Raw genomic sequence first — 23,722 nt, 5'->3', positions numbered from 1 at the left:
TGCTTGTTTTCTGCTGAAATATCCGCTTGGCAATCATAACCCATTGAAATAAATAGCTTTTTATTGGGGGCATAAAAAGTGCATGTTTCTGTGCGCAGGTACGATACTGTTGCAGTTTGTTAAAAGTGGCATGTTACAGTGCCTCTTTACGTGCCTTAATTAATTGCGCACCATCATAATGATAGCCGCACATTGATAATAATAGGAATACCATGACATTTTTAACTCGCAAGTGGCTGTGGGTAGCGCCGCTTACCGCTTTGCTGTTGGCGTCGCCGGCGGCATTTTCTCAAGAGCTCAGCGGCGCTAATACCGCGTGGATTTTAACCACTACCGCGCTGGTACTGTTTATGACGTTGCCAGGCTTATCGTTGTTTTACGGTGGTTTGGTACGCAGTAAGAATATTTTATCGGTGATGATGCAGTGCTTTGCTGTTGCCTGTGTAGCATCACTGCTATGGATGATTGTGGGTTACAGCTTAAGCTTTGGTGAAGGTAATGCTTTTATTGGCGACTTTAGCCACGCTATGTTTAGCGGTATCGACAAGGATACGTTGGCCGGCGATATCCCCGAGTCGCTTTTTGCATTGTTTCAGATGACCTTTGCGATTATTACTCCGGCGCTTATTGTGGGTGCCTTTGTCGAGCGGATGAAGTTCTCGTCGATGCTGATTTTCTCGGCGCTATGGTTGTTGTTCGTTTATGTGCCGGTATGCCATTGGGTATGGGGTGGCGGTTTTCTTGGACGTTGGGGACTGTTGGATTTTGCTGGCGGTACCGTGGTGCATATTACTGCGGGTGTTGCTGCGTTGGTGGCAGCTTTGGTGTTGGGTAATCGCAATGGTTTTGAAACCGTCCCGATGCCGCCCCACAATATGACCATGACGGTAACCGGGGCGGGGTTGCTGTGGGTGGGCTGGTTTGGTTTTAATGGTGGCAGTGCGTTGGCGGCAAATGGTGACGCCTCTATGGCAATGTTGGTGACTCATATTTCGGCAGCGGCCGGCTCGTTGTCATGGATGACCATCGAATGGATTAAATTTAGAAAGCCCAGCGTTCTAGGGATCGTAACCGGTATGGTGGCAGGTCTAGGTACTATCACCCCAGCATCGGGATATGTTGGGCCAGGTGGTGCGCTGGTGATTGGCTTGCTGGCTGGTGTGGTGTGCTTTTTTATGACCCAGCTGGTAAAACGGGTTTGGAAAATTGATGATTCACTGGATGTTTTTCCGGTGCACGGTGTGGGCGGTATTTTGGGTACATTACTCGCCGGTGTGTTTGCTTCGCCTAATTTGGGTGTGTTTAGTGGACATGGTTTTTCTTCGGTGGTCGATGGCATGTCTGGTCAAGTTTGGGTGCAATTTCTCGGAGTGATCATTACTTTTGGTTATACGGCGGTTATCACCTATTTGATTTTAAAGCTGACGGGGGTATTAACTTCTGGTTTGCGTGTTTCTCGAGAAGACGAATTGCAGGGGCTTGATATCACCATGCATGAAGAAGAGGGTTACAAGCTGTAAGGCTAAGAGTTTCGTTGTAGCTGGTTTATTCTAAAGCCCCAAAACGCCACTTTAGAGTGGCGTTTTGGCTAGCCGTCATTAGCCCCTTAGCGAAACGCGATCAAAGCCGCTGTAACCGCAACATTGAGTGATTCGACTTGGTTGTTCATGGGAATCTTGACCCAGTTATTACAGGCATCCTGCACAGCACGAGAAACGCCGTCGGTCTCGTTACCTAAGACAAAAATGGTTTGATTTCCAGTGTAACTCTTGAGGCTTTGGTCCGCGTGTGACGAAAGCCCCGTAACATTGTAGTGGGCATCGCGAAACTTTCTAAGAGTCGTCGCTAATGGCTCTGTTGTACGTAATATGGGAGCCTTAAATACAGTTCCAGCGCTGGCTTTAATCACCAGTGGATCTATTTGCGCGCAGCCCTTTTCTGGCAAAATAATACCGTCAATATTACCGGCGCAAGCGCTTCGAATAATCATGCCAAGATTTTGAGGGTTAGTGATGCCATCTAGCGCCAGTAAATTGCAGTTTTGTTTGCTGTGTTTTGCCAAGAAATCGTTTGTGGTGGTAAATTTTTGACAGATTAAATCAACCGCAACGCCTTGATCTTGTTTTGCATTTTTAGAAATTCGGGCCAATGCTGCGCGATCGTGATAGGCAATTTCGGCACCACGTTTTTCTGCTGCCATTAAAATCTCATCAATAATACCGCCACGCTTGTTGCTTTGCGCCAAGTGTAAGCGATACACCTCGATACCCGGTTGTTGCAGTGCTTCAAGCACAGGCTTACGTCCGTAAACGGTAAGCAGAGTGTTAAAAAATTGTTTTTTGGTAAGATAGGCGTCGCTGTCACGCTGCATGATGATATTCCACTGATGAGGCGTTGCCGTAACAATTATTGTTATTGGCCGGTGTGTAGTTTGATATAAAACTGGCGTCGATCGCTAGCAGGCCCATTAATGCTTACATTAAGTGTATCCCGGCTGCGGTTTTATGCTGGCAGATGTTGCGATAGGCTGCAACGGCGTTAGCAAGCCCTAGGTTAAGGGCGTCTACCGTTAATGCGTGACCAATCGATACCTCTGCAATGTTGGGTATGGTGAGAAAGGTTGGCAGATTTTTTAGGTTTAAATCGTGTCCGGCGTTAATTTCAAGGCCGCACTGCTGGGCGATGTCAGCTGCAGTGCGATAGCGGGCCAGCTGCTGCTCTGCTTGCTCATTGTCCACTGAAAAACACTGTGCGTAGGGACCAGTGTAAAGCTCGATACGCTCGACCCCAAGCGCCGCCGCGAGACGAATTTGCTCTGGATCTGGATCCATAAACAGACTGATACGAACGCCAAGTTGATGCAGTCGAGCAATAATAGGCTGCAGTTGATCACGGCTGGTGGTTAAGTCAAAACCGTGATCGGATGTCAGTTGATTGTCGGCATCGGGCACTAAAGTACATTGATGTGGGCGGGTTTCTTCGACCAGAGTGAGCAGTCCTGGGTAATCCCCGAGCGCTTGAGCGAACGGATTACCTTCGATGTTAAATTCAATGCCTGTGTGATTGGCAACTAGTTCGGCTAGTTGATACACATCCTGGGGGCGAATATGTCTTTGGTCGGGGCGTGGGTGTACGGTCAAGCCGTCGGCGCCGGCATCGAGGCATATTTTTCCGTGGGTTAGAACACTGGGAAAGTCACCTTCACGTGAATTACGCAGTAAGGCAATTTTGTTGAGGTTCACACTTAACGCAGTGCTCACTGGGCAATCATCTCCTTTAATTTAGAACCTGAGCTAGCGGCTTTTTTTACTTTGCCTCGGCTTGCTTTTAAAATTCGAACGGCAGCATTGGGGGCATCGCGATAGGCTCGGAATGCGCCACGAGGTTCGGCTACTATCTTTTCGATAACGGCTTCCCCTTCAATCACTTTGGCGAATACCGCATAACCTAGTTTACCTTCTGTCGCATCGAGTGAAAGGTTGTGCTGAAGGTTAATAAAGAACTGGCTGGTGGCGCTGTTTATAGCGCTAGTGCGTGCCATTGATAGCGTTAAGTACTGATTTTTTAGACCATTGTCAGACTCGTTAACAATGGGTGGGAGTGTTTCTTTGCGGTTAAAATCAAAAGTAAAGCCACCACCTTGAACCACAAAACCCGGAATAACACGGTGGAATATGGTGCCATTATAAAAGCCGTTGTCTACATAGGCTAAAAAGTTGGCTACGGTTACGGGTGCCTTTTCTGGGTACAGTTCAATAATCAGGGTGCCCAAATCGGTTTCAAAGGTGACGTATTGGTCGCTGTCTTTATTGGCCGCGAAGCTGGTGTTACTGCTTAATAAAATAACAAAAACGCTTATAGCGGCGATGAATTTGAACAACTGTTGTGTCATGGTGGCATATCCTAAAAAATAATACGGTTGGCGTGATTGTTTTTAGTGAGGGTTTAACCCCATTCGGAGCGCCGTTTTCTGCGTCCAAAAGACTGCAGTATTAACGATAAAATAATTCCGCTGAGCAATATGCCAGCGCCTATAAGCCATTCTTTATAGCGCAAATTATTTTTTAGTCGCTCGTTGTCGGTTTTTAATACTTCGGCCCGAGTTTGCAGTAATTGGTAGTTTTCATTGAGCTTTTGATATTGTTCATTTAAGGCAATGGTATTGCCCGATAGTTTGCGCAGTTCGGCGAATTCACTTGTGGTTTTTTGATGTTGATCTTGCAGTTCAGATAAAGACTGGGCGAGTTCTTTGTTGTTGTTTTCAAGCGCTTCATTGGCGTCGAGTAGCTCGGTTTGGTCGCCATCGAGCTGTCCCATTTTTTGCTCAAGATGAGCAAGCTTTATAGCGGCGGTTGGCTCGCTAAGTAGGTATTGTTCGCGCACCCAGCCTTCTAGTCCATCCTTAGTGCGCACCAGTGCCCAGTGGCCATCGGACTCATCGCTATCGCGTTTAATGAGTTCAAGCTTAGTGCCGCTTGGCAGCCCGCGATGGACGATACGATACTGATTGCCCATGCCGCTGCGCAGTGGTACCTGTAAAGTGTCGGCAATGTATTGTGTTTCGGCATTAGCCTGTATGCCGATTAGGCCAACACTGAAGATGGCTGCAGTTACCAGAGTCTTCAAATAAGTGGTTGGTGTTGTCACTGGAGTACCTTTTGAATCTAAGTTGCAAAAGCGGATTATTGTACATTATGCGTGTGCCGGTGCGTGTCAACCGGATCACGGCTTAGGGTAAGACCCGTTTAAAGGGTTTTACGCTGACCTTAGCGTACACTCCTGCGCTGATGTATGGATCGGCATCGGCCCAAGTTTGAGCTTGTTCTAATGAATCAAACTCAGCTACGACTAGCGATCCAGTAAAACCGGCTTCGGCCGGCTCATTACTGTCGATGGCGGGATGCGGGCCGGCGATAACCAGACGGCCAGCTTCATATAATGAGTTGAGCCGTGCTAGATGATCGGCGCGGGCCTCTTTACGTTTTGCTAAGCTGTTGGCGACGTCTTCGCTAATGATGGCGTAGAGCATAGGTTGGATCCTTTTGTTAGCTGTTGACGACTTCTTCAAAGCTGAGCTCGGTCAGCTGCTTTATGCGCTTAAATAAGTACATTAACGCGATAGCCATAACGATAGTGGCGGGTAGAGCGATAACGGGGAAACTTAATGCCGTCATTTTACCCAGCTCTTCGTTAAAAGCCACTGTGCCGGGCTCGCTGATGAGCAGCCATTTGGCCAGTACATAGTTAAGAAATGATGATAAGAAGAAAGAGGCGGCAACTAAATACGAGGCATTGCGTAAGGCGACGTTAAAGTCAGCGGTGTTGTTATGATGTTCTAGGCGTTCGGCGATCAAGTCGACCTTTAACACTTTGTCGTTGTACAAAAATGTTCTAACCAGTGGAAAACGGGTTTTCATTGATATGATCGTCGCAATGCCGATCAGGCCGGGAATAGCGGCTTCTTTGATTGCGATATACTGAGGGTCGAGCTCTAGCAGGCTGATGCCGCCGGTAAGCAGGATACTGACCCCACCAAGCGCCGAAAACACGTTAAACTCACGTCTGACTAAGAAATCTCGCAAGCCGTAGCCCAGCGGAAACGCCAGCGCCACTACTAGGGCCCAGCGCGTGCCTAGGTATTCATCGCCGCTGAGTTTGGTGAGTATTAAGGTTGGAATAACAATGTTCAGCAGTATGTTGCCCAACAGGCTCTCGCGCTTTTGCGGTTTTGTTGCTGTTACTTCTTGTTGGGTGTCGGTCTGGAGGCGGCGTTGTTCGTCATTAGATGGGGCTGAATCGTTCATACTAAAAGTGTCCGCCTTTTGCCGATTGTGGGCTGCTAAAAATAAGGTTGCTAAGCACTATTAGAGTGCCAGCGCCAATGTCTGTTGTTAATACTGTGGTGTTATGGCCACAGTGTTGGTGTTGTAACCGCTTTATATATGCAGCGGTCAAAGCTTAAAAATGCGATTATACGGTATTCATACTCTTAATGTTGATCGAGGTTCGGCTTGAAGATTGATTTGCACATGCACAGCAACTGCTCCGACGGCGAATTGACGCCAGAGGCGCTAGTGAGTCGCGCTAAAGAGGCCGGGTTAGACGTTATAGCGCTGACCGATCACGACACCATAGAAGGTTTGGCGCGTGCGCGATGCGCGGCCATGCGCGAAGGTATGACACTGATTAATGGCATTGAGTTCTCTACCCGCTGGGGCAAAATCGGTGTACATGTTGTGGGGCTGGGGTTAGATACCGCTAGCCCTGAGCTACTGCAAGCCATTGCGGCACAACAACAGGCGCGGATAGATCGCAATCTGACTATTGCTGGTCGTCTAGAAAAGCTTGGGGCTAAGGATGTCTATCAGCGTGCCACCGAGCTTGCTTGCGGGGCACAAATTGGCCGCCCGCATTTTGCTCAGTTGCTGGTAGACGATGGTCTGGTTAAATCTGTTGCCAGCGCTTTTAAAAAATATTTAGGCGCAGGCAAAGTTGGCGATATTAAACAGCAGTGGCCGCCTTTAGATGAAATTATCGCTATTATACGTGCCGCGGGTGGGGTGGCGGTGTTAGCTCATCCGGCTAAATACCGTTTAACGCGTACTAAACTGCGGGCCTTAGCGACCGATTTTGCGGCCGCAGGCGGCGAGGCTATTGAGGTGATAAGCGGTTATCAACCCTCTGGTTTAGCGCGCGATTTGGCCGCACTTGCCAATGATTTAGACTTGACTAGTTCTTGCGGTAGCGATTTTCATCGCCCCGGTGGTATTTGGCAAGAGCTGGGGCGGTTTGAGTCTATGCCCGTTAATGCGCGCCCGATTTGGTCATTGTGGCCTGAGTTGGCAAGTGCCGCCGGCGGCGAGTAACGCGAGTGCGAATGAGATATTTGTAAGTTACAGCAGTGAAAATTATAATGACACAGGATCGAGCCGCGAGGCCCCATCGTTAGCAACAAAGGACAGTTCAGTGGCACAATTTTTTCAGATACACCCCGAAACGCCTCAGGCGCGATTAATTTCTCAGGCGGTCGATATTATTCAGCGTGGCGGAATTGTGGCTTACCCAACCGATTCAGCCTATGCGCTGGGCTGCCATATTGGCGATAAAACCGCCATCGATCGTATTCGCGCGATGCGTCAACTTGATAAGCACCACAACTTCACCCTAATGTGCCGCGATTTATCAGAAATCGCCACTTACGCACGGGTCGATAATCAAGTGTTTCGTTTACTTAAAGCGCACACTCCAGGCCCTTACACCTTTATCTTAGAGGGCACCGCAGAGGTGCCTAGGCGTTTGCGCCACCCTAAGCGTAAAACCATTGGTTTACGTGTGCCCGATAACCCCATCGCGCTAGCATTATTAGAGGCGCTCAACGAGCCGCTCATGAGCAGTACATTGTTATTGCCTGGCGATGAGTACCCGTTAACCGACCCATATGATATTCGCGATTTATTGGAGCATCAGGTCGAGTTGATTATTGATGGCGGCTACTGCGGTCTAGAGCCGACCACCGTAGTCGATCTAACCGAGGGTACTCCTGAGCTTATTCGGCAAGGTAAGGGCGATTTTTCGACCCTATTAACCGATTGAGTGTGCTAATGTCGCTGTCCACCGCGTCGGTTCCTCTCTATAATGCCGCAAACATTGCGTTCGGGTTGGTAACCGCGTGCAATATCGTTGCCGGACACAGGGGAGGCTTGTGTGAATAACCAAAACCAAGATCCCGAACTGCTCGAAGCCCAAGACCCACAAACGCAAGATGTCGAGTCGCGTGATAGTGGCGCGGTTTCAGCCGGAGCGGTGCCTGAAACTCCCCAATTATTGGCGGCCGATGAGACGCTCAGCGCGGCCCCCAACCAAACCGAAATGCCCTTTGCCATGGTGCAAGGCAAAGCCTATACCGAGCTGCCGAAAGATCTTTATATCCCGCCGGATGCTCTTGAGGTGTTTCTCGAGGCATTTGAGGGACCGCTAGATTTACTGCTGTACCTTATTAGACGCCAGAATTTAGATATTTTGGAAATCGATGTGTCTGAGATTACCTCTCAGTACATGGCGTATGTCGATTTAATGGACGCCGACCATTTTGAGCTGGCCGCCGAGTATTTGGTAATGGCCGCCATGTTGGCCGAGATTAAATCGCGCATGCTGCTGCCGCGCAGCGTTATTGAAGAGGAGGAGGGTGAAGATCCGCGCGCCTCTCTGATTCGTCGCCTGCAAGAATACGAACGTTTTAAAACAGCAGCCCAAGATATTGACGAATTGCCACGGGTTGGTCGCGATGTGTTTGTTGCCAATGCCGAACCGCCCGATCGCAAGCTAACTCGGCCAGATCCAGAGGTTGAACTGCAAGAGTTGCTATTGGCCCTGTCTGAAGTGTTGCGTCGTGCCGATATGTTTGAAAGTCACCATGTAGAAAAAGAGCGGCTCTCTACTCGCGAGCGTATGACCCAAGTGATGGAGCGACTTGCGGGGCAAAAATTTATGCCTTTTGTAAGTCTATTTACCGTAGAGGAAGGCCGGCTGGGGGTTGTGGTAACCTTTTTGGCTATTATGGAGTTGATTAAAGAATCACTGGTTGAAATCGTCCAGAGTGAAAGCTTTGGCCCGATACACGTTAAGGCAAGAACACAATAATGATAGCGAACGAACAATTACAAGCGATCGTAGAGGGCGCCTTGTTGGCTGCCACCGAGCCGCTTACCGTCAAACGCTTGATGAGTCTGTTTGACGAAGACGAAATGCCGGATAATGAAGCCTTTGACGCGGCGTTAGCAGCCATTGCCGAAGCGTGCGGCGGTCGTGGGTTTGAACTTAAACAGGTGGCCAGTGGCTGGCGCTTGCAAGTGCGTGAAGAGTTGGCCCCTTGGATTAACCGCTTGTGGGAAGAAAAGGCGCAAAAATACTCGCGTGCTTCGCTTGAGACTTTAGCGCTTATTGCTTACCGGCAACCGATTACCCGTGGCGATATTGAAGAGATCCGAGGTGTGGCGGTCAGCTCGCACATTATTAGAACATTAGTTGAGCGCGAATGGGTAAAGGTGGTCGGGCAGCGGGACGTTCCGGGCCGGCCATCGCTGTACGCAACCACACGTGGATTTCTTGATTATTTTAATTTAAAAAGTTTGGATGAATTACCAACCTTAAGTGAGATTCGCGATTTAGACGAGTTAAACAGCGAGCTAGATTTAGGTGAAGTATTGGGCGCGTCGATTACAGCCGAAGACGCTGACGATTTAGTTGATGAAAATGAAATTGACAGCGAAGATAAAGCTCTGGCGGATCTTGATGCGGAAGATGATTTTGCAGCGAGTGCATTTGAGTCGAGTGATTCTGACTTAAACGAATCTAGTTTGAGCGACTTTGAGTCAAACGAGTTGGACGCAAGTACTGCTGAGCAAGAAATCGTTCAAAACGATGATCTCAGTAGGGATCTAGAAAACAACGATGATAGCAATCAAGAGTTTGCGCAAACGCTAATGCCGCAAGCTGATGCAGCCATTATAGATGAGTCGGATGATGACCTTGCAGATGTAAATCAGCAGCAGGTTGGCGACGATGAGACGAGCGATAGCGTACATACCGATTTTACTGACACACAAGAGCGCGACCACTAGGCTTAAGCCTGCGGCGCCTACCCAGCGAATTAATTATGGCAAAACGAACACCAGATCAGATCCCACCCGAGGCGGACGCTGTTGCAGCACCGCCGGTCGACGAAAAACTGCAAAAAGTGCTGGCTCGTGCCGGCTGTGGTTCGCGCCGTGAAATGGAGCGCGCAATATCGGCGGGTGAGGTGAGTGTCAACGACCGCACCGCATCACTGGGCGATCGGGTCACTGAGAGCGATAAAATCACGCTGCGCGGCAAGCCCGTATCAGGGCAAAAAGACACATCCAAACGACGTGTTATTTTATACAACAAGCCCGAAGGCGAAATCTGTTCACGGCAAGACCCAGAAGGCCGTCGTACGGTTTATCAAGCACTGCCTAAAATTTCAGGTGAGCGCTGGATATCGGTCGGTCGATTGGATTTTAATACCAGCGGGTTACTGTTATTTACCAACGATGGTGATTTGGCTAATAAATTAATGCACCCTTCGTCGGTTATTGACCGTGAATACCTGGTACGAATTCAGGGCGATGTCGATGATGCTATGCGTAAGCGTTTAATCGATGGGGTAATGCTGGACGACGGTGTGGCGCGCTTTACCGACATTGTTGATGGTGCGGGTGAGTCGCGTAATCGCTGGTTTTATTGCGTTGTTATGGAAGGGCGTAATCGTGAAGTGCGGCGCTTGTGGGAGAGCCAGGGCGTACGTGTAAGCCGATTAAAGCGGGTTCGATACGGTAATATTTTTATTCCATCACACGTGCGTGTAGGGCAATGGTTGGAACTCGATTACCGCGAAATTGCCGACTTGTGCCAGACCGCAGGGCTCGAGTCTGAACGCATCACTAAACCCAAATCGAGTCGTGAAGCAACGGCTGTACGTGAGCGCCACGAGCGTAAATTACGTGCGGGTAAAGGACGCAAGCCATCTCGTTTAAAGAAAGGCCCGCGTCGCTAAGCAACAATTAACAGGCGCAAGCTAAGAGACGCACTTACGCAGACAACTGCTGCGTAAGTTTCTTTAGTGTTGGCACTCGGCGACACTCATTAGCGCTGACATCTCGGGGTTGGGTGGCTCGCAGCTACTGCGGTTACGGCCGGCAGCTTTGGCTCGATACAAGGCAAGATCCGCGCGATCAATCACTCGGCCAACAGCTTCGTTGGCATCCAAGCAAGCCGTCACACCTAAACTTACCGTTGGTCGAATAACCGTCTCGTCGTGGGCAATACAAATTGCTTCTATTGCTCGTCTTAACCGCTCGGCGGTAATCAATGCACCGGCAGCACCGGTACCACTCAACAGTAGCGCAAACTCCTCTCCACCGTAGCGGAACGTCATATCGGTGCCACGACTGACTTGGGTTATTGTGTCAGCCACAGCGCAAATGACTTCATCGCCTCGGCGATGACCATGTCGATCGTTAATCTGCTTAAAAAGATCAATATCGAGCAAAATTAGAGCAAACGGCTCACCTTTACGCATTAATAGCTGTCGCTCCCGCTCGAGCGCGGTATCAAGCGCTGATCGATTGCCAACATGGGTCAGTGGGTCGATAAGTGCAAGCTTTAGAGCATCGTGGTACTGCTGAGCGTTACGCAATGGAAATGCGAGGGAGGCCAGTAGCGTTTCAAGGGTTTGCTGTTCCTCGTCGCTAAAGCGATGGCGCCGGTAGAACGTTATGTCACCCAAGTAGTGATTGGGTAAACGCATAGTGTAATGGCATTGGTGGGTGGCATGACGGCCAAAATTAATAGGTTCAACGTTTTCGAGCTGGCTGACAAAACGTAGCCCGTTATAGGCGATCATGTTTTGCGAATGCTTGAAAAACAAACCGATGAGCGTGCTGGTGTCCAGTGAAGTCTGGAGTGCATGAGCCAGCTTTGTACGCAGCTGCAGCAGCTCGTTGGCGAGATCGCCGATCTGTGAGCTGTTGGTCAGTGCCTCGGTACTACCGATTGAGGACAGATCTCGCATAATTGTGCGCCCAGTTCCTGCTAAGCGATGTGCCTAGCTTGCCGTTAATGGTTACTGTGACGGTTATTGCGATTTTTGTGCCAGAGATTAAAACATTAATTTATTTTTATATAAAACAGTTGCTTAGCGTGTTTTTGGGGTGGCAAAGCATGTTTTGAGTGTCGGTTTTTTGTCAGTAATTTTAAAGTTTGGCGGCAGATTGTTGCCGTAAGTCAAATCTTTGCCGCCAGTATTGCGAGGAGGGTGCGCGAGGTTAATAATCGGCAGTATCGATGTTTGCCGAACCCAAGGGCAGCATAATTGTGACGCATAAACCGCCTTCGGTAAGGTTTTCGGCTTTTATACTGCCTTTGTGTAGGGCGACCGTGCGTTGCGCTATGGCGAGCCCTAAGCCGTAACCGCCGCTTTCTCGATCACGGGCTTGATCGGTACGATAAAAGGGTTGGAATATGTCACTGAGTTGGTCCTCTGGGACACCCGGGCCTGTATCTTTAATTTGCACCCAATATTCGGTCTCGGTTAGCGTCAGCTCGGTGCTGATGACACCGCCATGAGGGGTGTAGCGTAAGGCGTTGCGAATAACGTTATCAAACACGCCATACAGCATGTTGCCGTGGGTCGCGAGTAATGCGTCGGCAACCGATAGCTGTAGCCGTAGGGTTGCTCCCCGCCGGCTTGCCTCTTGTTGCAGACTGTCGTGCACTGCATTAAGTAGGGCGACAATGTCGGTGGTGTCATCGAGCGTCCAGCCGCCGTCATCCAGCACTGGGAGTGCAAGAATGTCGGTGATTACGTCGTTAAGATAGTCGGCCGCCTGTTTAATACGGGCGAGCTCGCGATCTACCTCACCGGTACTGCGTTGTTGGGCGAGCGCGAGTGCTACCTGTAGGCGGGCCAGTGGTGTGCGCAGTTCATGAGAGACATCTTTAATGAGCCGCTTTTGTTCCGCCATGGCCTTTTGCAGTCGCTCGGTCATGTGGTCAAAGTCGTGCGCCAGCGAGGCAATTTCGTCGCGCCGATTATTAAAACGCTGGCTAATACGCACGCTTAAATCGCCTTTGGCGATACTGCGAGTGGCTTTTTGTAGGGTGGATAAGCCGTGAGCAAAATGTCGGGCAAGAAAAAAGCAAGCGGTGCCGCTGACTAAAATAGAGGCCAGTAATAACGGCCAGATATTATTAATAAACAACTGCCAAAGAATGTCGACAGAAGACTTGGAGCCGTGACCGGAGGAGATCGTAAATACTTTGAGGCTCTTGCCGTCGTTTAGTGTGACGTGCCGGCCCCAAGTTTTATTGTTGTCGCCCACTATTTTATTAAATGGATGTGTCGGGCTAATTTTAGGGATTAAGTGCTGCACTCCGTCGGGCAGAGTACGTCCTAGTAGGTCTTCGTTGTGCGAGTCGACTATATAAAAATATTGTCGACTCCACTCCGGCATGGCGCGCATATCGGCCAGCACTTGCGCCGAGTTGCGATTGACAATAGAGCCCGCCATTTGAAATAAGAAGCGTTGCGCCGGTTCGTATTCTTGACCGCCACGCAGTTGTTGTAGGGGGTTTTCAGAGTTGTCCCCACGCCAATAAACGATCACGTTGGTCGAAACAATAATAACCGCAGTGATACACCAGAACGTGAGAAAAACCCGTAGATAAAGCCGAGTCATGGGCGTGGTGCTACTTCACTCATACGGGTTAGCATGTAGCCTGCACCACGGACATTGATAATTTGATCTTTAGCAGCACCGGCATTGGCAAGTTTTTTGCGAATGTTGCTGACGTGAACATCAATACTACGATCGTACGGGGTTAATTTTCGTCCCAATGCTTGTTCGGTCAGCTCATCCTTACTAATAACATGGCCGGCCTGACGGACTAATAGCTCTAAGACGCTAAACTCGGTACCGGTTAGCGGCAGTTGTACGTCTTGCCAAAAAGCCGAGCGACTCCCTATTTGCAGTAGCAGGTTGTCCACTTCCAGATCACTGGTTTCGGGTAAGCTATTTGCGCTGTTAGTCACGCGCCGCAATACGGCGCGCAAACGGGCCACCAGCTCGCGAGGGTCGCAAGGTTTGGGGAGGTAGTCATCGGCGCCAATTTCTAAGCCAATCACGCGGTCGATGGTGTCGCCTTTGGCGGTTAGCATAATGACTGGTGTATTTTGCTGGCCTAAATCAGGCTCTTGGCGCAGCTTTTTTAAGACGTCAAAGCCATTGTGGCGTGGCAGCATCACGTCAAGAATCATGGCGTCGTACTGATTGTCTCGAGCCATTAGCAATGCTTGCTCGCCATCGTAGGCAGCGCTGACTTTAAAGCCTTCTGAGCTGAGGTACTCCTGGAGTAGCTCCGAGAGTTCTTTGTCGTCGTCAATCAGTAAAATAGCTGTCATCGTAACCTCATGCTGTTTAATCATAGCGCTTGGAGTCATGGCGCCATGAGCGCCGCCGCAAGTGTGCAACAGTGGAGCAGTGCTGTCATGGCTAACTCTCACTATTAACCTTTCTTAACCTCTATTGCAAGTAAGCTTGGCGCTTGCACCACTTTGAAATAGCTGGGAAAATCCGCTTCAATTTTTCATCAAAACGTTTGTTAATAAGGGTACTTCTGTGGCCATTATAGGGCTTTTTTACGGCAGCGATGAGGGTAATACTCAGGCGGTTGCACAGCGAATTCAAAAACGTTTAGGTGCCGACGTGGTTGATGTTTATGATATTGCCGACGTCTCACAGCTGGAATTTACTCAGTATGAGCGGATTATTCTGGGTATTCCCACTTGGGATTTTGGTCAGATCCAGTCCGATTGGGAAGAGTTTTGGGACGATTTGGGTGATATTGATTTTAGCGATAAAACCATTGCGTTATTTGGCCTAGGTGATCAGTTTGGTTATGGCGATTACTTTTTAGATGCGATGGGAATGATGCATGAGGTGATTGCCCGGCATAACCCAGAGCGAATTGGTTATTGGCCAATAGAAGGTTACGAATACGAGGCCTCTAAGGCGGAAATTGATGGGCAGTTTGTTGGTCTAGCTATCGATGAAGATCAGCAGGAGCATTTTACCGCCGAGCGACTTGACCGCTGGTGTGAGCAGATCCACCGCGAATTCGGTTTAGATTCATCGCTCTCTTTGGGCGACTGAATCGCTCGGTATTGTTGGCGCGCCTGCTTTAAGGCGCTTCGGCTAAAAATACAGCGCGCACCGGAGCCGGGTGGCCTTCAACCGTGCGTTGTGGGTTTTCAGGGTCAAGAAATTTATCCAGTGAGTGAAAGTGCATCCAATCGGTACTGCGTTGCTCGTCAAGTGTAGTGGGGCAAACATCGACAACCCGTGGGTTGCGCAAACCACATTTACGCATCCAGCTGAGCATGCTGGGGACGCTAGGTAAAAACCATACGTTGCGCATCATCGCATAACGATCTTCGGGTACTAAAACCTCGCCATCTTTACCGTCAATGATCAGCGTCTCTAATACCAGCTGCCCGCCTGGGCGCAGCGTCGCTCTTAGCTCACGTAAATGGTCCATAGGTGAGCGGCGGTGATAAAACACGCCCATCGAAAAGGTGGTGTCAAAAGCGCCAAGCTCTGCCGGTAAATGTTCGATTCCCAGCGGTAATACATCGATGGGGTGGTGCGCACCTAAAAAATGTTTGATGGCTTGAAACTGCACCACAAAACGTGGCGAGGGATCTATACCGATAACGCGGCTGGCGCCATCGCCCAGCATGCGCCAACCGTGGTAGCCATTCCCGCAGCCAACATCAAGCACTAGCCGATGCTTCAGTGGTGCTATTTGCTTGCGAATGCGCTGCCATTTCCAGTCCGAGCGCCACTCAGTATCGATCTTTATACCGTGAATATCGTAAGGGCCTTTGCGCCATGGAATAAGCGCTCGCAGCGCATCATTGGCCTCCGTTAGTTTTTGTTGCTCGAGCGCACCGGTGACGCTGACGTTTTCATCTAAGGTTATCGAGTCGGGTGTAATGTGGGGGAGTTTTTTTAGCGTTTCGAGCCAGCCGGGAAGGTCGCCAAAGCGCTGGGTGTCGAGCCCGTGAGCGATGTCATGCTCAAGGGTTTCTGCCCAAGGGGAGAGCGAATCATGATTTTTGATAAAGGCTAATAGAGCGTTAAATTTGATCATTTAATGGCAATTATTGAAGCGAAGTTAAGGCATTGAAACCATACATCGACACTAGAGAATCCAGCCGCGCGCAGACGATTGCGGTGGGTGGTGAGAGATTCGGGAACCAGCACGTTCTCGATAGAGGCGCGTTTTTGAGCAATTTCAAGATCACTGTAGCCGTTGGCGCGTTTAAAATTGTGGTGTAGCTGAGTCATTAGCTCTTGGTGCGGTGGGTCGTCAAAGGCGACCTTCTCGGACATGATCAGTATCCCGCCGGGATTTAGCCCACGGCAGATGTTATCGAGCAGAGTCGGCCGCTCGGCAATATCAATAAACTGTAGGGTGAAATTCAGTACTGTCATCGACGCGTTGTCTATGGCCACATCTTGAATTCGGCCCTCGATAAACTCTACCGGAATCTCTTCTTGGCTATCGGCGGCAATGACTTGCCGGGCGCGCTGGATCATGGCCGGTGAGTTGTCTACGGCGATAATCCGGCAGCCTGCCGTTTGAATACGGTGGCGCATGGCCAGTGTTGCCGCTCCTAGTGAGCAGCCAAGGTCGTAACAATGGCTGCTGGCGGTTACGTAACGCTCGGCCAGTGAGCCAATCATATTCACAATAGTCGGGTAGCCCGGCACTGATCGCTTGATCATATCGGGGAATACATCGACTACTTGTTGATCAAAGCTGAAGCTATCTACCTGAGCCAAAGGGTTAGCGTACAGAGTGTCTTTTTGCTCAGTCATTGGCGTCCAGATCCGGTAAAAATCATGTGGGGCGTTTGGTGTAGCTGCGCATTCTAGCTTGCTCGACGATTTGGCTCAATTACTCGCTATATCCACATTTAACGTTAACACCAATAGTGGCTATCTGGCTTGGCGATGTTGTTGGGCAATTTTATAGTCAGGGCCGATCATTAAGCCGCAGTGTCTTGCGTAAAAGCGCACTCGCAGAGTTGATTAAACGCTGTATTGCTTGAAAACTTCGTGTCTGTGTAGCATTATCAATGACTTCTTGACTGGCAGATAAAAGGATCTGAATATGCTGAAAATCCGCTTTAAAAACAAAAAATACAGTGCGGTATGGCTTGTCGAGCCCAGCGTCGAAATAGGTCGTGATAAAAACAATCAGTTAGTGGTTGATGCGCCTGATGTGGCGGATCGACATCTTAAAATTAATGTCGAGCATGAGCAACTTGAGCTGGTGAACTTAGTTCCTAGCAGTGAAGTGTTATTAAACGGCAAAGAAGTAAAGTCCCCCAGAAAAATGATTCCAGGCGACATCATTACCTTAGCGGGTATAGAGCTTGAGGTCATTGACCCGAAAGTCGGAACGGCAGCGGCCAGTACAGCGAAAGTAGCGGCTAAGGCAGAGAAGACCAGTATCCGGGTGCCAAAATCGACCGGTTGGGCCCTTAAAGCCAATCACTCTGCATTGCAAAACCGGGTGTTCCCGCTGCGCACTGCCAACATTGTGGGCCGTTCGAGCGACTGTGATATCTCCCTTGCTGCGGCACATTTATCACGTCGTCATGCCGAGCTAAATGTTATCGATGGTGTGCTTTATGTCAAAGATCTGGGCTCTGCTAACGGTACCTTTTTAAATGGCAGGCAGGTGACAGAATCGCGGGTTAAGCGCGGCGATGATTTACGTTTTGATACTTTAAGTTTTGGCGTAATTGGTCCTTCTGATGAAATGTCGCAAACGACCGTGCGCCAACCAGGAAAGCCTGCTCTTAATGCCGGTAAGTCACATGGCCCGCGGTCGATGCAGCCCGCGTCGACGGGTGAGGTTCGTGAGTCGCGAGAAAATACAAACACCGAGACAGATAAGCCCCGCTATGGTGCTGCTGGCCTATTGGTGCTGGGAGTCTTGACGGTGATTGTCGTTGTGGCTTTATATCTAACCCGCAGTTAACTGCGGCGAAGTGCTTATAAGTCAGCCTGGGGCCTTAAGTTAAAGCCCGAGGCTGACGATGCTGGTATGTTATGGATCAATCTATTATTTTGCTAACAACAGCCGGTTGCCACTTGTGTGAAAATGCGCAGGAGCTGCTAGCCGTTCACGCAGATTTTTTACAGCTGAGCACTATCGATATCGCAACAGACGATGCCCTGATTGAACGCTATGGTGTTCGGATTCCTGTATTGCGATCATCGACCGGTAGTGAACTGGATTGGCCGTTTGATGCCGAGCGGTTGAATGCCTGGTTGCTTGATTCAAAGAAAGCCCAGTAAAAAAGGTTGGATAAAAAGCAGGGCATTAGCCATTGGTAGGTGAGTGATTTGTGTTTCTTCGGTGCTGCTAGTTGGTATCGGTCTGTAGTGCCGACATGGTTTGATCTACCCACTCTAGCGTTTCTAAATACAAAGCCGACAACGTATGTGGATTTAACTGCAGCGTGGCTAAAAAATCCCAGTCAATCGCATTCCATTCGCCATACTCGTAGTGAATAACACTGCTGAGTATTTGCCCTTCAACCCCAGTGTGATCTAGCAGCGCGTAGCGCAGGGCATCGCTTAATTTAATGTCGTCCAGAACCTCTATTAACGGCAGGTTCATAAACGCTCCAAGCGTCGATAATAAGCCTACCGTAAAAAAAGTGCCGCATTGAATTTGTGGTCGAGTTTGGCTGGCAATTAGTTCGCACAATTTAGCGCGACTAAGAGCTTTAACTGATAGCTCGGCAGGCTTGTCACCAAGTTTGGCCATCGCTAGTAAGCCTATCCAGTTACGGATAATGGTAAGTCCGAGCAAGGTGAGTGCTTGACGTAGTGATTCGATAATGCGCGGTAAGCCAAAGGCGGCAGAGTTAACCAATCGTAACAGTTTATAGCTGAGTACTGGGTCGCGCGCGATAATAGTTTCAATATCTTCAAATGCTGCGTCAGGGTCGTTAAGTTGCGCCAGTAGTTGCAACACCGCTTGCTTGCTTTCAGTTAAGCGCTGGCCTTTGATGATTTGTGGTCGCTCTAGAAAATAGCCTTGAAATAAATCAAACCCTAATGCCCGGCAGTGTTCTAGCATTTCGAATGTTTCAATTTTTTCGGCAAGAAGTTGTACGCCTAGAGGTTTTAAATAATTGATGTGGGCAATCAGTTGAGCGTCGGTTAAGTCTAGAACGTCAAGCTTGACAATATCAGCATAGGGGACAAGTGCGGCACTTTGTTCGGTTAAAACAAAGTCATCTAGGGCGATAGAAAAGCCTTCTTCACGGAGTTTTTTTAGGTTGTGGAGCAAGCTTGCATCAATGGTTTCACTTTCTAAAACTTCGATAACCAATTGCGATGTATCAAACGGAAATCGTGTTTCCATTAGTGTGGCGGTAAAGTTTATAAAGGCTAGACGTTTCCCAACAACTTTTTCAATTGATAACTCTACAAAGGTGTTGAGTAGGACCTGGGTGCTGGCTGAATTACTGTCTGTGATATTGGCGCAGTTTTTATTGTCGGTGCGATAGAGCAGCTCGTAAGCGATTACCTCCATGCTGCAATTAAATATTGGTTGTCGAGCCAGTAGCGGAAGTTCTTGGAGCATGACAGCGACCGACAAGCCTTAGGGGCAGTATGCCCTAGAATAAAATAGCGAATGAGTAAAGGCAGCCTATAAAACTGCCAAGCTTAGCATTATCATTGTAGGACAAATCACATTAAATGGCATGTAAAGTTACATTTAAGTAACAAATTGTAATATTCATACGAGTTGAGTGGCCGAGGCCGCGCAAGTTACAGCGAGCTGCCGGCTTCACTTGCGGTAATAAACGGCTTGGCTTCACCCAATCGATAACCATAAATGACCGAATAAGATAGAACGTTTTGGACGTAGCCGCGGGTTTCACGATAAGGGATGGTCTCAATCCACACATCGTAAGGTAGGCTGCTGTTTTTGCTCAACCATTTTTTAACGCGATTAGGCCCTGCATTGTAAGCGGCAGCGGCGAGAATACGGTTGCCATCAAATTGATTAAGCAGTTGATTTAAGTAACGACCGCCTAAGGCGATATTGGTCGCAGGTTCGAGCAGGTCATAAGTTGAGAAGCTCATGCCCGAGCGATGCGCTGTTTGTTTGGCGGTTGAGGGCAATAATTGCATTAAGCCAAGCGCACCGGCAGAGGATCGAGCATCGGCGGTAAACGCACTTTCTTGGCGGGCGATGGCGAATAACAAATGCGGTGCCACCGATAGATCTTTAGCGGTGGTGTTAACGTGCTCTTGGTAGGCTAGAGGAAAACGCAGCTCGAGATCGTCCCAATAGCGCACTTGAATCATGGCTTGGATGCCATTGCGGTGCCAGCCCCAGCTTTCGGCGAGTTTGCCGGCGGCAAACACTTGCGCCTCGTTAAGTTCACGCGTGGTGTGGTACCACTCGCGGCGTGCATCGAGGGATTTACCTAAAATAAATAACTCGCGCGCGCGCTGGACGCCGCCAATTAACGCGACTTCATCGCGAGTAACGCTGGGGACAACGACGGGTTTGTCGACTAACTCGTAAGGTATGTTTAGCTGGTCGGCCGATAGGAAGCCGTAAAAGCTGCGGGTTTGAGCTACTTGCTTATACAACGCCTTGATTTGCTCTGGTGCGCCGCCGGTGTTTTCGAGTGCGCGAGCTTGCCAGTAGCGCCAGCGCTCGGTGGCGCGCGCCTCTGCTGGCAACATGGCGATCCACTTGTTGACTCGATGCCAATCTAGGTTGCGCAGGGCATCGCGCACTAACCATTCGGCAAGATCTTCTGAGCTAAGAGCGGGGGTGGCTTTGATGAGCGCTTCGGTCTCAGCGGTGTGTCCTTGGCGCAACAGTCGCACGGCAATATAGCGCTGGGTTTCTAGGCGCGCGTTATCGGCAAATAATTGTTGCGCATCGTAGCGATGCCATAAGTCGTTGGCAAGTTCGGCATCGCGCAGCGAAAGCCGCTGCAAACCATGCAAGATAAGCTGTTGCATGTCGGCACTTTGTTTACCAAAACGCTCCATATTCCGTAACGCGCGCGGGTTGCGGTCTACCTCATCGTACAGGTTGGCAAGCTGCTTGGTTTCGGGTGACATTAATTTTGTTACGTAGCGCGCCAATGAGCGCTGTCGGTTGTCTATGGCTTTGATAAATCGCTGCCAAGCGATTGCGTCTGTTACGCCACCTTGTTTTATCCAGTTGGCAAATAAAGGGTCGCAAGCTTTGGGTTGTGAGTGGCCGACGCTCCAAATATCGGCGACTTCATTGTAGGCCGTACTGTCTCCGGTAATAACGCGGCCGCGTAAATAAAAGCAGGTGAGCTCTGTGGTGGCGTTATCAGCACGATACTGAGTAACTACATCGGCCCATTTACCTTTTTCGGCTAATTTTTCGACCCAACGGCGATTGAGCTTGTCAGCCAAGTATGAACCGGGGTAATCGCGTTCAAATTTGGCGATCTCGGCGGCGGGCAAGCGCGAAAAGCGGCGGTTGATGTAGTTGTACTCGAGATAAGGCTTGAGTGGATAATGCTCCAGCTCGGCCAGCAGTTCTTGGTATTCACTATTGCGGCCGTTACGAATGGCATTTTGCGCCTGATTGTAAAGCTTGCGCTGTTCGGTTTTGTCGGCAATTGACGGTGGGGCGGCAATACTTGTAGTGGCGGCATGAGCATGGTTACAACCGAGCAGTATTGCCAACGTTACTATGCCAGCAATTCGCCCGGTTGTTAGTGCGCCGGCATTTAAAGTTAAACTTGATCGCAAAAACTGCATTGCGGTTCCTCGTGATGTCAAATCGCTGCGGTTATAGGCGACTATTACAGTGGCCTATTTTAGGTGTGTGGCAGCGGAATTGACACATCTATCGCTTACGACCCCCAAAAGTGAATTCTATTGGCCTAGATCGCTCATTATTATAGTGTATTTGCCCGCAGAAACCTGTCTGTCGGTGCTTTTTACAGGTATCATGCTGCCACTTTTTGGATCTCAATTGCAACTGTTTCCGTTCTTATTTCCTACCTTAAACGACAATCCATAAGAGTTTGTTTTTTTGGCTAATAAGTCGGAATAAGCAACACGCACTAACCCTACAGGTGAAAGGACATATATGGCACTGCTGACGGTAGATGGCGCCCAGTTAAATTATGGCTTGCAGATATTGCTCGACAAAGTGGATTTTGTCGTTGAACGAGGCCAGCGTTGGTGCCTAATTGGTCGCAATGGCGCGGGCAAATCCAGCTTTATGAAGGTATTGACTGGCGAGGTTACGTTGGATGGCGGCAGTGTCAAGGTAGATCGCGGAGTGCGAGTGGCTCGTTTAGAGCAAGAGCTGCCCGAGGCTGACGGCCGCAGTGTGTTTGATGTGGTGGCCGAAGGTCTGCCTGGGGTGGGGCAGTTGTTGGCGCGTTACTATCAGCTGACAGAAGGTGCTGGACAGCTTAGCGCAGAGGCCGATGCGGCCGCATCGGATGCTTGGGTTGAAGAGCTAACCCGAATACAAGGGGAGCTTGAGGCGTTGGATGGCTGGGCATTACAGCAGAAAGTAGAGGCTATTTTAACCCGTCTGGACTTGACCGGCAGCGCACCCATGGCGTCTTTATCCGGTGGTTGGCGCCGTCGTGTGGCTCTAGCGCAAGCATTAGTGGTTGAGCCCGACATTTTATTAATGGACGAGCCCACTAACCATTTGGATATTGCGGCTATTGAGTGGTTGGAGAAAGCACTTATCGCTTACTCCGGAGCGCTTATTTTTATTACTCATGACCGCGCATTGCTGCGCTCGGTGGCAACCCATATTGCCGAGCTTGATCGCGGCCACTTGCGCACTTGGTCGGGCAATTATCAAAGCTTTTTGGAGTACCGTGAGCGAGCCTTGGCCGAAGAGGCGCGTCACAATGAGCTGTTTGATAAAAAACTGGCACAAGAAGAAGTGTGGATTAGGCAGGGTATTAAAGCGCGCCGTACTCGCAACGAGGGGCGGGTTAGGGCGCTTAAAGATATGCGTGACGAGCGTCGCGAGCGCCGTGTGCAACAGGGCAATGCTAGCTTTGATTTAGGCAAGGCGGGGTTGTCGGGAAAATTGGTGGCCGAGCTGGAAGGGGTAAGCTTTGCCTATGGCGGCCGCACGATTATTGATAATTTCACCACACGCATTATTCGCGGCGACCGTATTGGCTTGGTCGGCCCTAATGGTGCGGGTAAAAGTACACTGCTTAAGCTGGTGTTGGGTGAGTTGACCCCAGACAGTGGAAAGGTAAAGTTGGGGACTAATTTAAGCGTGGCTTATTTTGATCAGTTACGCGACCAGCTCGATTTAAATAAAAGTGCGGTCGATAACGTTTCGGAAGGACGTGACAGTATTGAAATTAACGGCAGATCGAAGCATGTTATTTCTTATTTAAGCGACTTTTTGTTCTCGGGTGAGCGCGCCCGAACGCCAGTGCGAGCTTTGTCGGGCGGCGAGCGCAATCGTGTATTGTTGGCCAAGTTGTTTAGTAAAAGCGCCAATATTTTAGTACTCGATGAGCCGACCAACGATCTCGATGTCGAGACTTTGGAGTTGCTAGAGGAGGTCTTAGCGCAGTTTGATGGGACGGTGCTACTGGTAAGCCACGATCGGGCTTTTTTGAACAACTTGGTTAGCAGTGTTTACGCCCTCGAAGGGCACGGTCAAGTGCGAGAATACATTGGCGGCTACGATGATTGGTTGCGTCAAGGTGGCAAGTGGGTCGAGCCTGGTGCTGCCGCCGGTGGTGGCGCCACCCAGAGCGCCACGCCAAGTGGTAATTTGCAGAAGCCTGCGGTAAATAAAGCTAAGTCTAGCCCAGAAAAGAAACTGTCTTATAAGTTACAGCGAGAATTTGACGCTTTACCGTCTAAGATTGAAAAACTTGAGGAGCAACTCGAAACATTACAACTACAAATGGCCGAGCCCGATTTTTACAGTTCGCCGGCCGACCAGGTTGATGCCCACCTGCGTCAAGTGAGTGACCTTCAGCAGCAGTTGGATGATTGCTTTGAGCGCTGGGCCGAGCTGGAAGAGCAGGGCGCTTAAACGTCCT

23 protein-coding genes are annotated in these 23,722 nt (G+C 49.7%); 10 read left to right on the top strand and 13 right to left on the bottom strand.

Annotation, left to right across the window (positions count from 1 at the left end; genetic code table 11):
• Positions 1–212 precede the first annotated feature (212 nt).
• A complete protein-coding gene (locus GILYN3_RS05835) occupies positions 213–1,520 on the top strand; it encodes an ammonium transporter (protein ID WP_049721970.1) in 1,308 nt (435 codons plus the stop codon).
• An 86-nt stretch (positions 1,521–1,606) separates the two neighbouring features.
• On the opposite strand, the gene GILYN3_RS05830 is transcribed toward GILYN3_RS05835, so the two are convergent.
• From GILYN3_RS05830 to GILYN3_RS05805, 6 genes are all read right to left on the bottom strand, one after another.
• A complete protein-coding gene (locus tag GILYN3_RS05830; RefSeq protein ID WP_049721969.1) occupies positions 1,607–2,371 on the bottom strand; it encodes a TrmH family RNA methyltransferase in 765 nt (254 codons plus the stop codon).
• A 103-nt stretch (positions 2,372–2,474) separates the two neighbouring features.
• On the bottom strand, positions 2,475–3,260 hold the full coding sequence (locus tag GILYN3_RS05825) for a pyridoxine 5'-phosphate synthase (RefSeq protein WP_049721968.1): 786 nt from the start codon (positions 3,258–3,260) through the stop codon (positions 2,475–2,477).
• Positions 3,257–3,892 carry a peptidylprolyl isomerase gene (locus GILYN3_RS05820; RefSeq protein WP_049721967.1) on the bottom strand — a complete coding sequence of 212 codons (636 nt, stop codon included), beginning with the start codon at positions 3,890–3,892 and terminating at the stop codon, positions 3,257–3,259. The genes GILYN3_RS05825 and GILYN3_RS05820 overlap by 4 nt, the downstream gene beginning before the upstream one ends.
• Positions 3,893–3,945: 53 nt before the next feature.
• Positions 3,946–4,647, bottom strand: coding sequence for a TIGR04211 family SH3 domain-containing protein (locus GILYN3_RS05815; RefSeq protein WP_049721966.1), 702 nt, complete (start codon positions 4,645–4,647; stop codon positions 3,946–3,948).
• Positions 4,648–4,729: 82 nt separating this feature from the next.
• Positions 4,730–5,029: a YciI family protein gene (locus GILYN3_RS05810; RefSeq protein WP_049721965.1), complete on the bottom strand. Its 300-nt coding sequence runs from the start codon at positions 5,027–5,029 to the stop codon at positions 4,730–4,732.
• Between the two features lie 16 nt (positions 5,030–5,045).
• Positions 5,046–5,804, bottom strand: coding sequence for a VC0807 family protein (locus GILYN3_RS05805; protein WP_049721964.1), 759 nt, complete (start codon positions 5,802–5,804; stop codon positions 5,046–5,048).
• Positions 5,805–6,011: 207 nt separating this feature from the next.
• Here GILYN3_RS05805 and GILYN3_RS05800 point away from each other — a divergent pair, with 207 nt between their 5' ends.
• From GILYN3_RS05800 to rluB, 5 genes are all read left to right on the top strand, one after another.
• Positions 6,012–6,866 carry a PHP domain-containing protein gene (locus tag GILYN3_RS05800; protein ID WP_232305512.1) on the top strand — a complete coding sequence of 285 codons (855 nt, stop codon included), beginning with the start codon at positions 6,012–6,014 and terminating at the stop codon, positions 6,864–6,866.
• Between the two features lie 100 nt (positions 6,867–6,966).
• Entirely contained in the window at positions 6,967–7,593 is a 627-nt protein-coding gene (locus tag GILYN3_RS05795) for an L-threonylcarbamoyladenylate synthase (protein ID WP_049721962.1), read from the top strand.
• Between the two features lie 210 nt (positions 7,594–7,803).
• Entirely contained in the window at positions 7,804–8,640 is an 837-nt protein-coding gene (locus GILYN3_RS05790) for a segregation and condensation protein A (RefSeq protein ID WP_049722584.1), read from the top strand.
• The gene (scpB, locus tag GILYN3_RS16455) at positions 8,640–9,620 is read left to right on the top strand and encodes an SMC-Scp complex subunit ScpB (protein WP_084005139.1); all 981 of its coding nucleotides are present in this window, start codon (positions 8,640–8,642) and stop codon (positions 9,618–9,620) included. The genes GILYN3_RS05790 and scpB overlap by 1 nt, the downstream gene beginning before the upstream one ends.
• A gap of 35 nt (positions 9,621–9,655) precedes the next feature.
• Positions 9,656–10,573, top strand: a complete 918-nt coding sequence (rluB, locus tag GILYN3_RS05780; RefSeq protein ID WP_084005137.1) for a 23S rRNA pseudouridine(2605) synthase RluB — start codon at positions 9,656–9,658, stop codon at positions 10,571–10,573.
• A 63-nt stretch (positions 10,574–10,636) separates the two neighbouring features.
• Here rluB and GILYN3_RS05775 read toward each other — a convergent pair whose 3' ends face one another.
• The 3 genes from GILYN3_RS05775 to GILYN3_RS05765 form a co-directional block, all read right to left on the bottom strand.
• Complete coding sequence (locus GILYN3_RS05775) at positions 10,637–11,590, bottom strand: GGDEF domain-containing protein (RefSeq protein WP_049721961.1); 954 nt, start codon at positions 11,588–11,590, stop codon at positions 10,637–10,639.
• 253 nt (positions 11,591–11,843) lie between these two features.
• Positions 11,844–13,256, bottom strand: a complete 1,413-nt coding sequence (locus tag GILYN3_RS05770) for an ATP-binding protein (RefSeq protein WP_049721960.1) — start codon at positions 13,254–13,256, stop codon at positions 11,844–11,846.
• Positions 13,253–13,978: a response regulator gene (locus GILYN3_RS05765; RefSeq protein ID WP_049722582.1), complete on the bottom strand. Its 726-nt coding sequence runs from the start codon at positions 13,976–13,978 to the stop codon at positions 13,253–13,255. The genes GILYN3_RS05770 and GILYN3_RS05765 overlap by 4 nt, the downstream gene beginning before the upstream one ends.
• 217 nt (positions 13,979–14,195) lie before the next feature.
• Between GILYN3_RS05765 and GILYN3_RS05760 the strand changes: the two genes are divergently transcribed.
• Positions 14,196–14,729, top strand: coding sequence for a flavodoxin (locus GILYN3_RS05760; RefSeq protein WP_049721959.1), 534 nt, complete (start codon positions 14,196–14,198; stop codon positions 14,727–14,729).
• A 28-nt stretch (positions 14,730–14,757) separates the two neighbouring features.
• On the opposite strand, the gene cmoB is transcribed toward GILYN3_RS05760, so the two are convergent.
• Positions 14,758–15,729 carry a tRNA 5-methoxyuridine(34)/uridine 5-oxyacetic acid(34) synthase CmoB gene (gene cmoB, locus GILYN3_RS05755; RefSeq protein ID WP_049721958.1) on the bottom strand — a complete coding sequence of 324 codons (972 nt, stop codon included), beginning with the start codon at positions 15,727–15,729 and terminating at the stop codon, positions 14,758–14,760.
• On the bottom strand, positions 15,726–16,460 hold the full coding sequence (gene cmoA, locus GILYN3_RS05750; protein WP_049721957.1) for a carboxy-S-adenosyl-L-methionine synthase CmoA: 735 nt from the start codon (positions 16,458–16,460) through the stop codon (positions 15,726–15,728). The genes cmoB and cmoA overlap by 4 nt, the downstream gene beginning before the upstream one ends.
• Positions 16,461–16,755: 295 nt before the next feature.
• Here cmoA and GILYN3_RS05745 point away from each other — a divergent pair, with 295 nt between their 5' ends.
• Both GILYN3_RS05745 and GILYN3_RS05740 read left to right on the top strand, forming a co-directional pair.
• Complete coding sequence (locus GILYN3_RS05745) at positions 16,756–17,631, top strand: FHA domain-containing protein (RefSeq protein ID WP_049721956.1); 876 nt, start codon at positions 16,756–16,758, stop codon at positions 17,629–17,631.
• Positions 17,632–17,702: 71 nt separating this feature from the next.
• Complete coding sequence (locus GILYN3_RS05740; protein ID WP_049721955.1) at positions 17,703–17,951, top strand: glutaredoxin family protein; 249 nt, start codon at positions 17,703–17,705, stop codon at positions 17,949–17,951.
• Positions 17,952–18,018: 67 nt separating this feature from the next.
• Here GILYN3_RS05740 and GILYN3_RS05735 read toward each other — a convergent pair whose 3' ends face one another.
• Both GILYN3_RS05735 and GILYN3_RS05730 read right to left on the bottom strand, forming a co-directional pair.
• A complete protein-coding gene (locus GILYN3_RS05735; protein WP_049721954.1) occupies positions 18,019–19,251 on the bottom strand; it encodes an EAL and HDOD domain-containing protein in 1,233 nt (410 codons plus the stop codon).
• A gap of 188 nt (positions 19,252–19,439) precedes the next feature.
• On the bottom strand, positions 19,440–21,434 hold the full coding sequence (locus tag GILYN3_RS05730) for a transglycosylase SLT domain-containing protein (protein WP_084005135.1): 1,995 nt from the start codon (positions 21,432–21,434) through the stop codon (positions 19,440–19,442).
• A gap of 334 nt (positions 21,435–21,768) precedes the next feature.
• Here GILYN3_RS05730 and GILYN3_RS05725 point away from each other — a divergent pair, with 334 nt between their 5' ends.
• Positions 21,769–23,715 carry an ATP-binding cassette domain-containing protein gene (locus GILYN3_RS05725; RefSeq protein ID WP_049721953.1) on the top strand — a complete coding sequence of 649 codons (1,947 nt, stop codon included), beginning with the start codon at positions 21,769–21,771 and terminating at the stop codon, positions 23,713–23,715.
• Positions 23,716–23,722 lie beyond the last annotated feature (7 nt).

It is taken from the genome of Gilvimarinus polysaccharolyticus (assembly GCF_001187555.1).
Classification (GTDB): domain Bacteria; phylum Pseudomonadota; class Gammaproteobacteria; order Pseudomonadales; family Cellvibrionaceae; genus Gilvimarinus; species Gilvimarinus polysaccharolyticus.
This window is presented reverse-complemented; position numbering and strand designations above follow the sequence as displayed.

Coding starts and splice junctions, on each gene's coding strand:
- GILYN3_RS05835 (WP_049721970.1), top strand. CDS start 213: ATGACATTTTTAACTCGCAAGTGGCTGTGGGTAGCGCCGCTTACCGCT.
- GILYN3_RS05830 (WP_049721969.1), bottom strand. CDS start 2,371: ATGCAGCGTGACAGCGACGCCTATCTTACCAAAAAACAATTTTTTAAC.
- GILYN3_RS05820 (WP_049721967.1), bottom strand. CDS start 3,892: ATGACACAACAGTTGTTCAAATTCATCGCCGCTATAAGCGTTTTTGTT.
- GILYN3_RS05810 (WP_049721965.1), bottom strand. CDS start 5,029: ATGCTCTACGCCATCATTAGCGAAGACGTCGCCAACAGCTTAGCAAAA.
- GILYN3_RS05805 (WP_049721964.1), bottom strand. CDS start 5,804: ATGAACGATTCAGCCCCATCTAATGACGAACAACGCCGCCTCCAGACC.
- scpB (WP_084005139.1), top strand. CDS start 8,640: ATGATAGCGAACGAACAATTACAAGCGATCGTAGAGGGCGCCTTGTTG.
- rluB (WP_084005137.1), top strand. CDS start 9,656: ATGGCAAAACGAACACCAGATCAGATCCCACCCGAGGCGGACGCTGTT.
- GILYN3_RS05775 (WP_049721961.1), bottom strand. CDS start 11,590: ATGCGAGATCTGTCCTCAATCGGTAGTACCGAGGCACTGACCAACAGC.
- GILYN3_RS05770 (WP_049721960.1), bottom strand. CDS start 13,256: ATGACTCGGCTTTATCTACGGGTTTTTCTCACGTTCTGGTGTATCACT.
- GILYN3_RS05765 (WP_049722582.1), bottom strand. CDS start 13,978: ATGACAGCTATTTTACTGATTGACGACGACAAAGAACTCTCGGAGCTA.
- cmoB (WP_049721958.1), bottom strand. CDS start 15,729: ATGATCAAATTTAACGCTCTATTAGCCTTTATCAAAAATCATGATTCG.
- cmoA (WP_049721957.1), bottom strand. CDS start 16,460: ATGACTGAGCAAAAAGACACTCTGTACGCTAACCCTTTGGCTCAGGTA.
- GILYN3_RS05745 (WP_049721956.1), top strand. CDS start 16,756: ATGCTGAAAATCCGCTTTAAAAACAAAAAATACAGTGCGGTATGGCTT.
- GILYN3_RS05740 (WP_049721955.1), top strand. CDS start 17,703: ATGGATCAATCTATTATTTTGCTAACAACAGCCGGTTGCCACTTGTGT.
- GILYN3_RS05735 (WP_049721954.1), bottom strand. CDS start 19,251: ATGCTCCAAGAACTTCCGCTACTGGCTCGACAACCAATATTTAATTGC.
- GILYN3_RS05730 (WP_084005135.1), bottom strand. CDS start 21,434: ATGCAGTTTTTGCGATCAAGTTTAACTTTAAATGCCGGCGCACTAACA.
- GILYN3_RS05725 (WP_049721953.1), top strand. CDS start 21,769: ATGGCACTGCTGACGGTAGATGGCGCCCAGTTAAATTATGGCTTGCAG.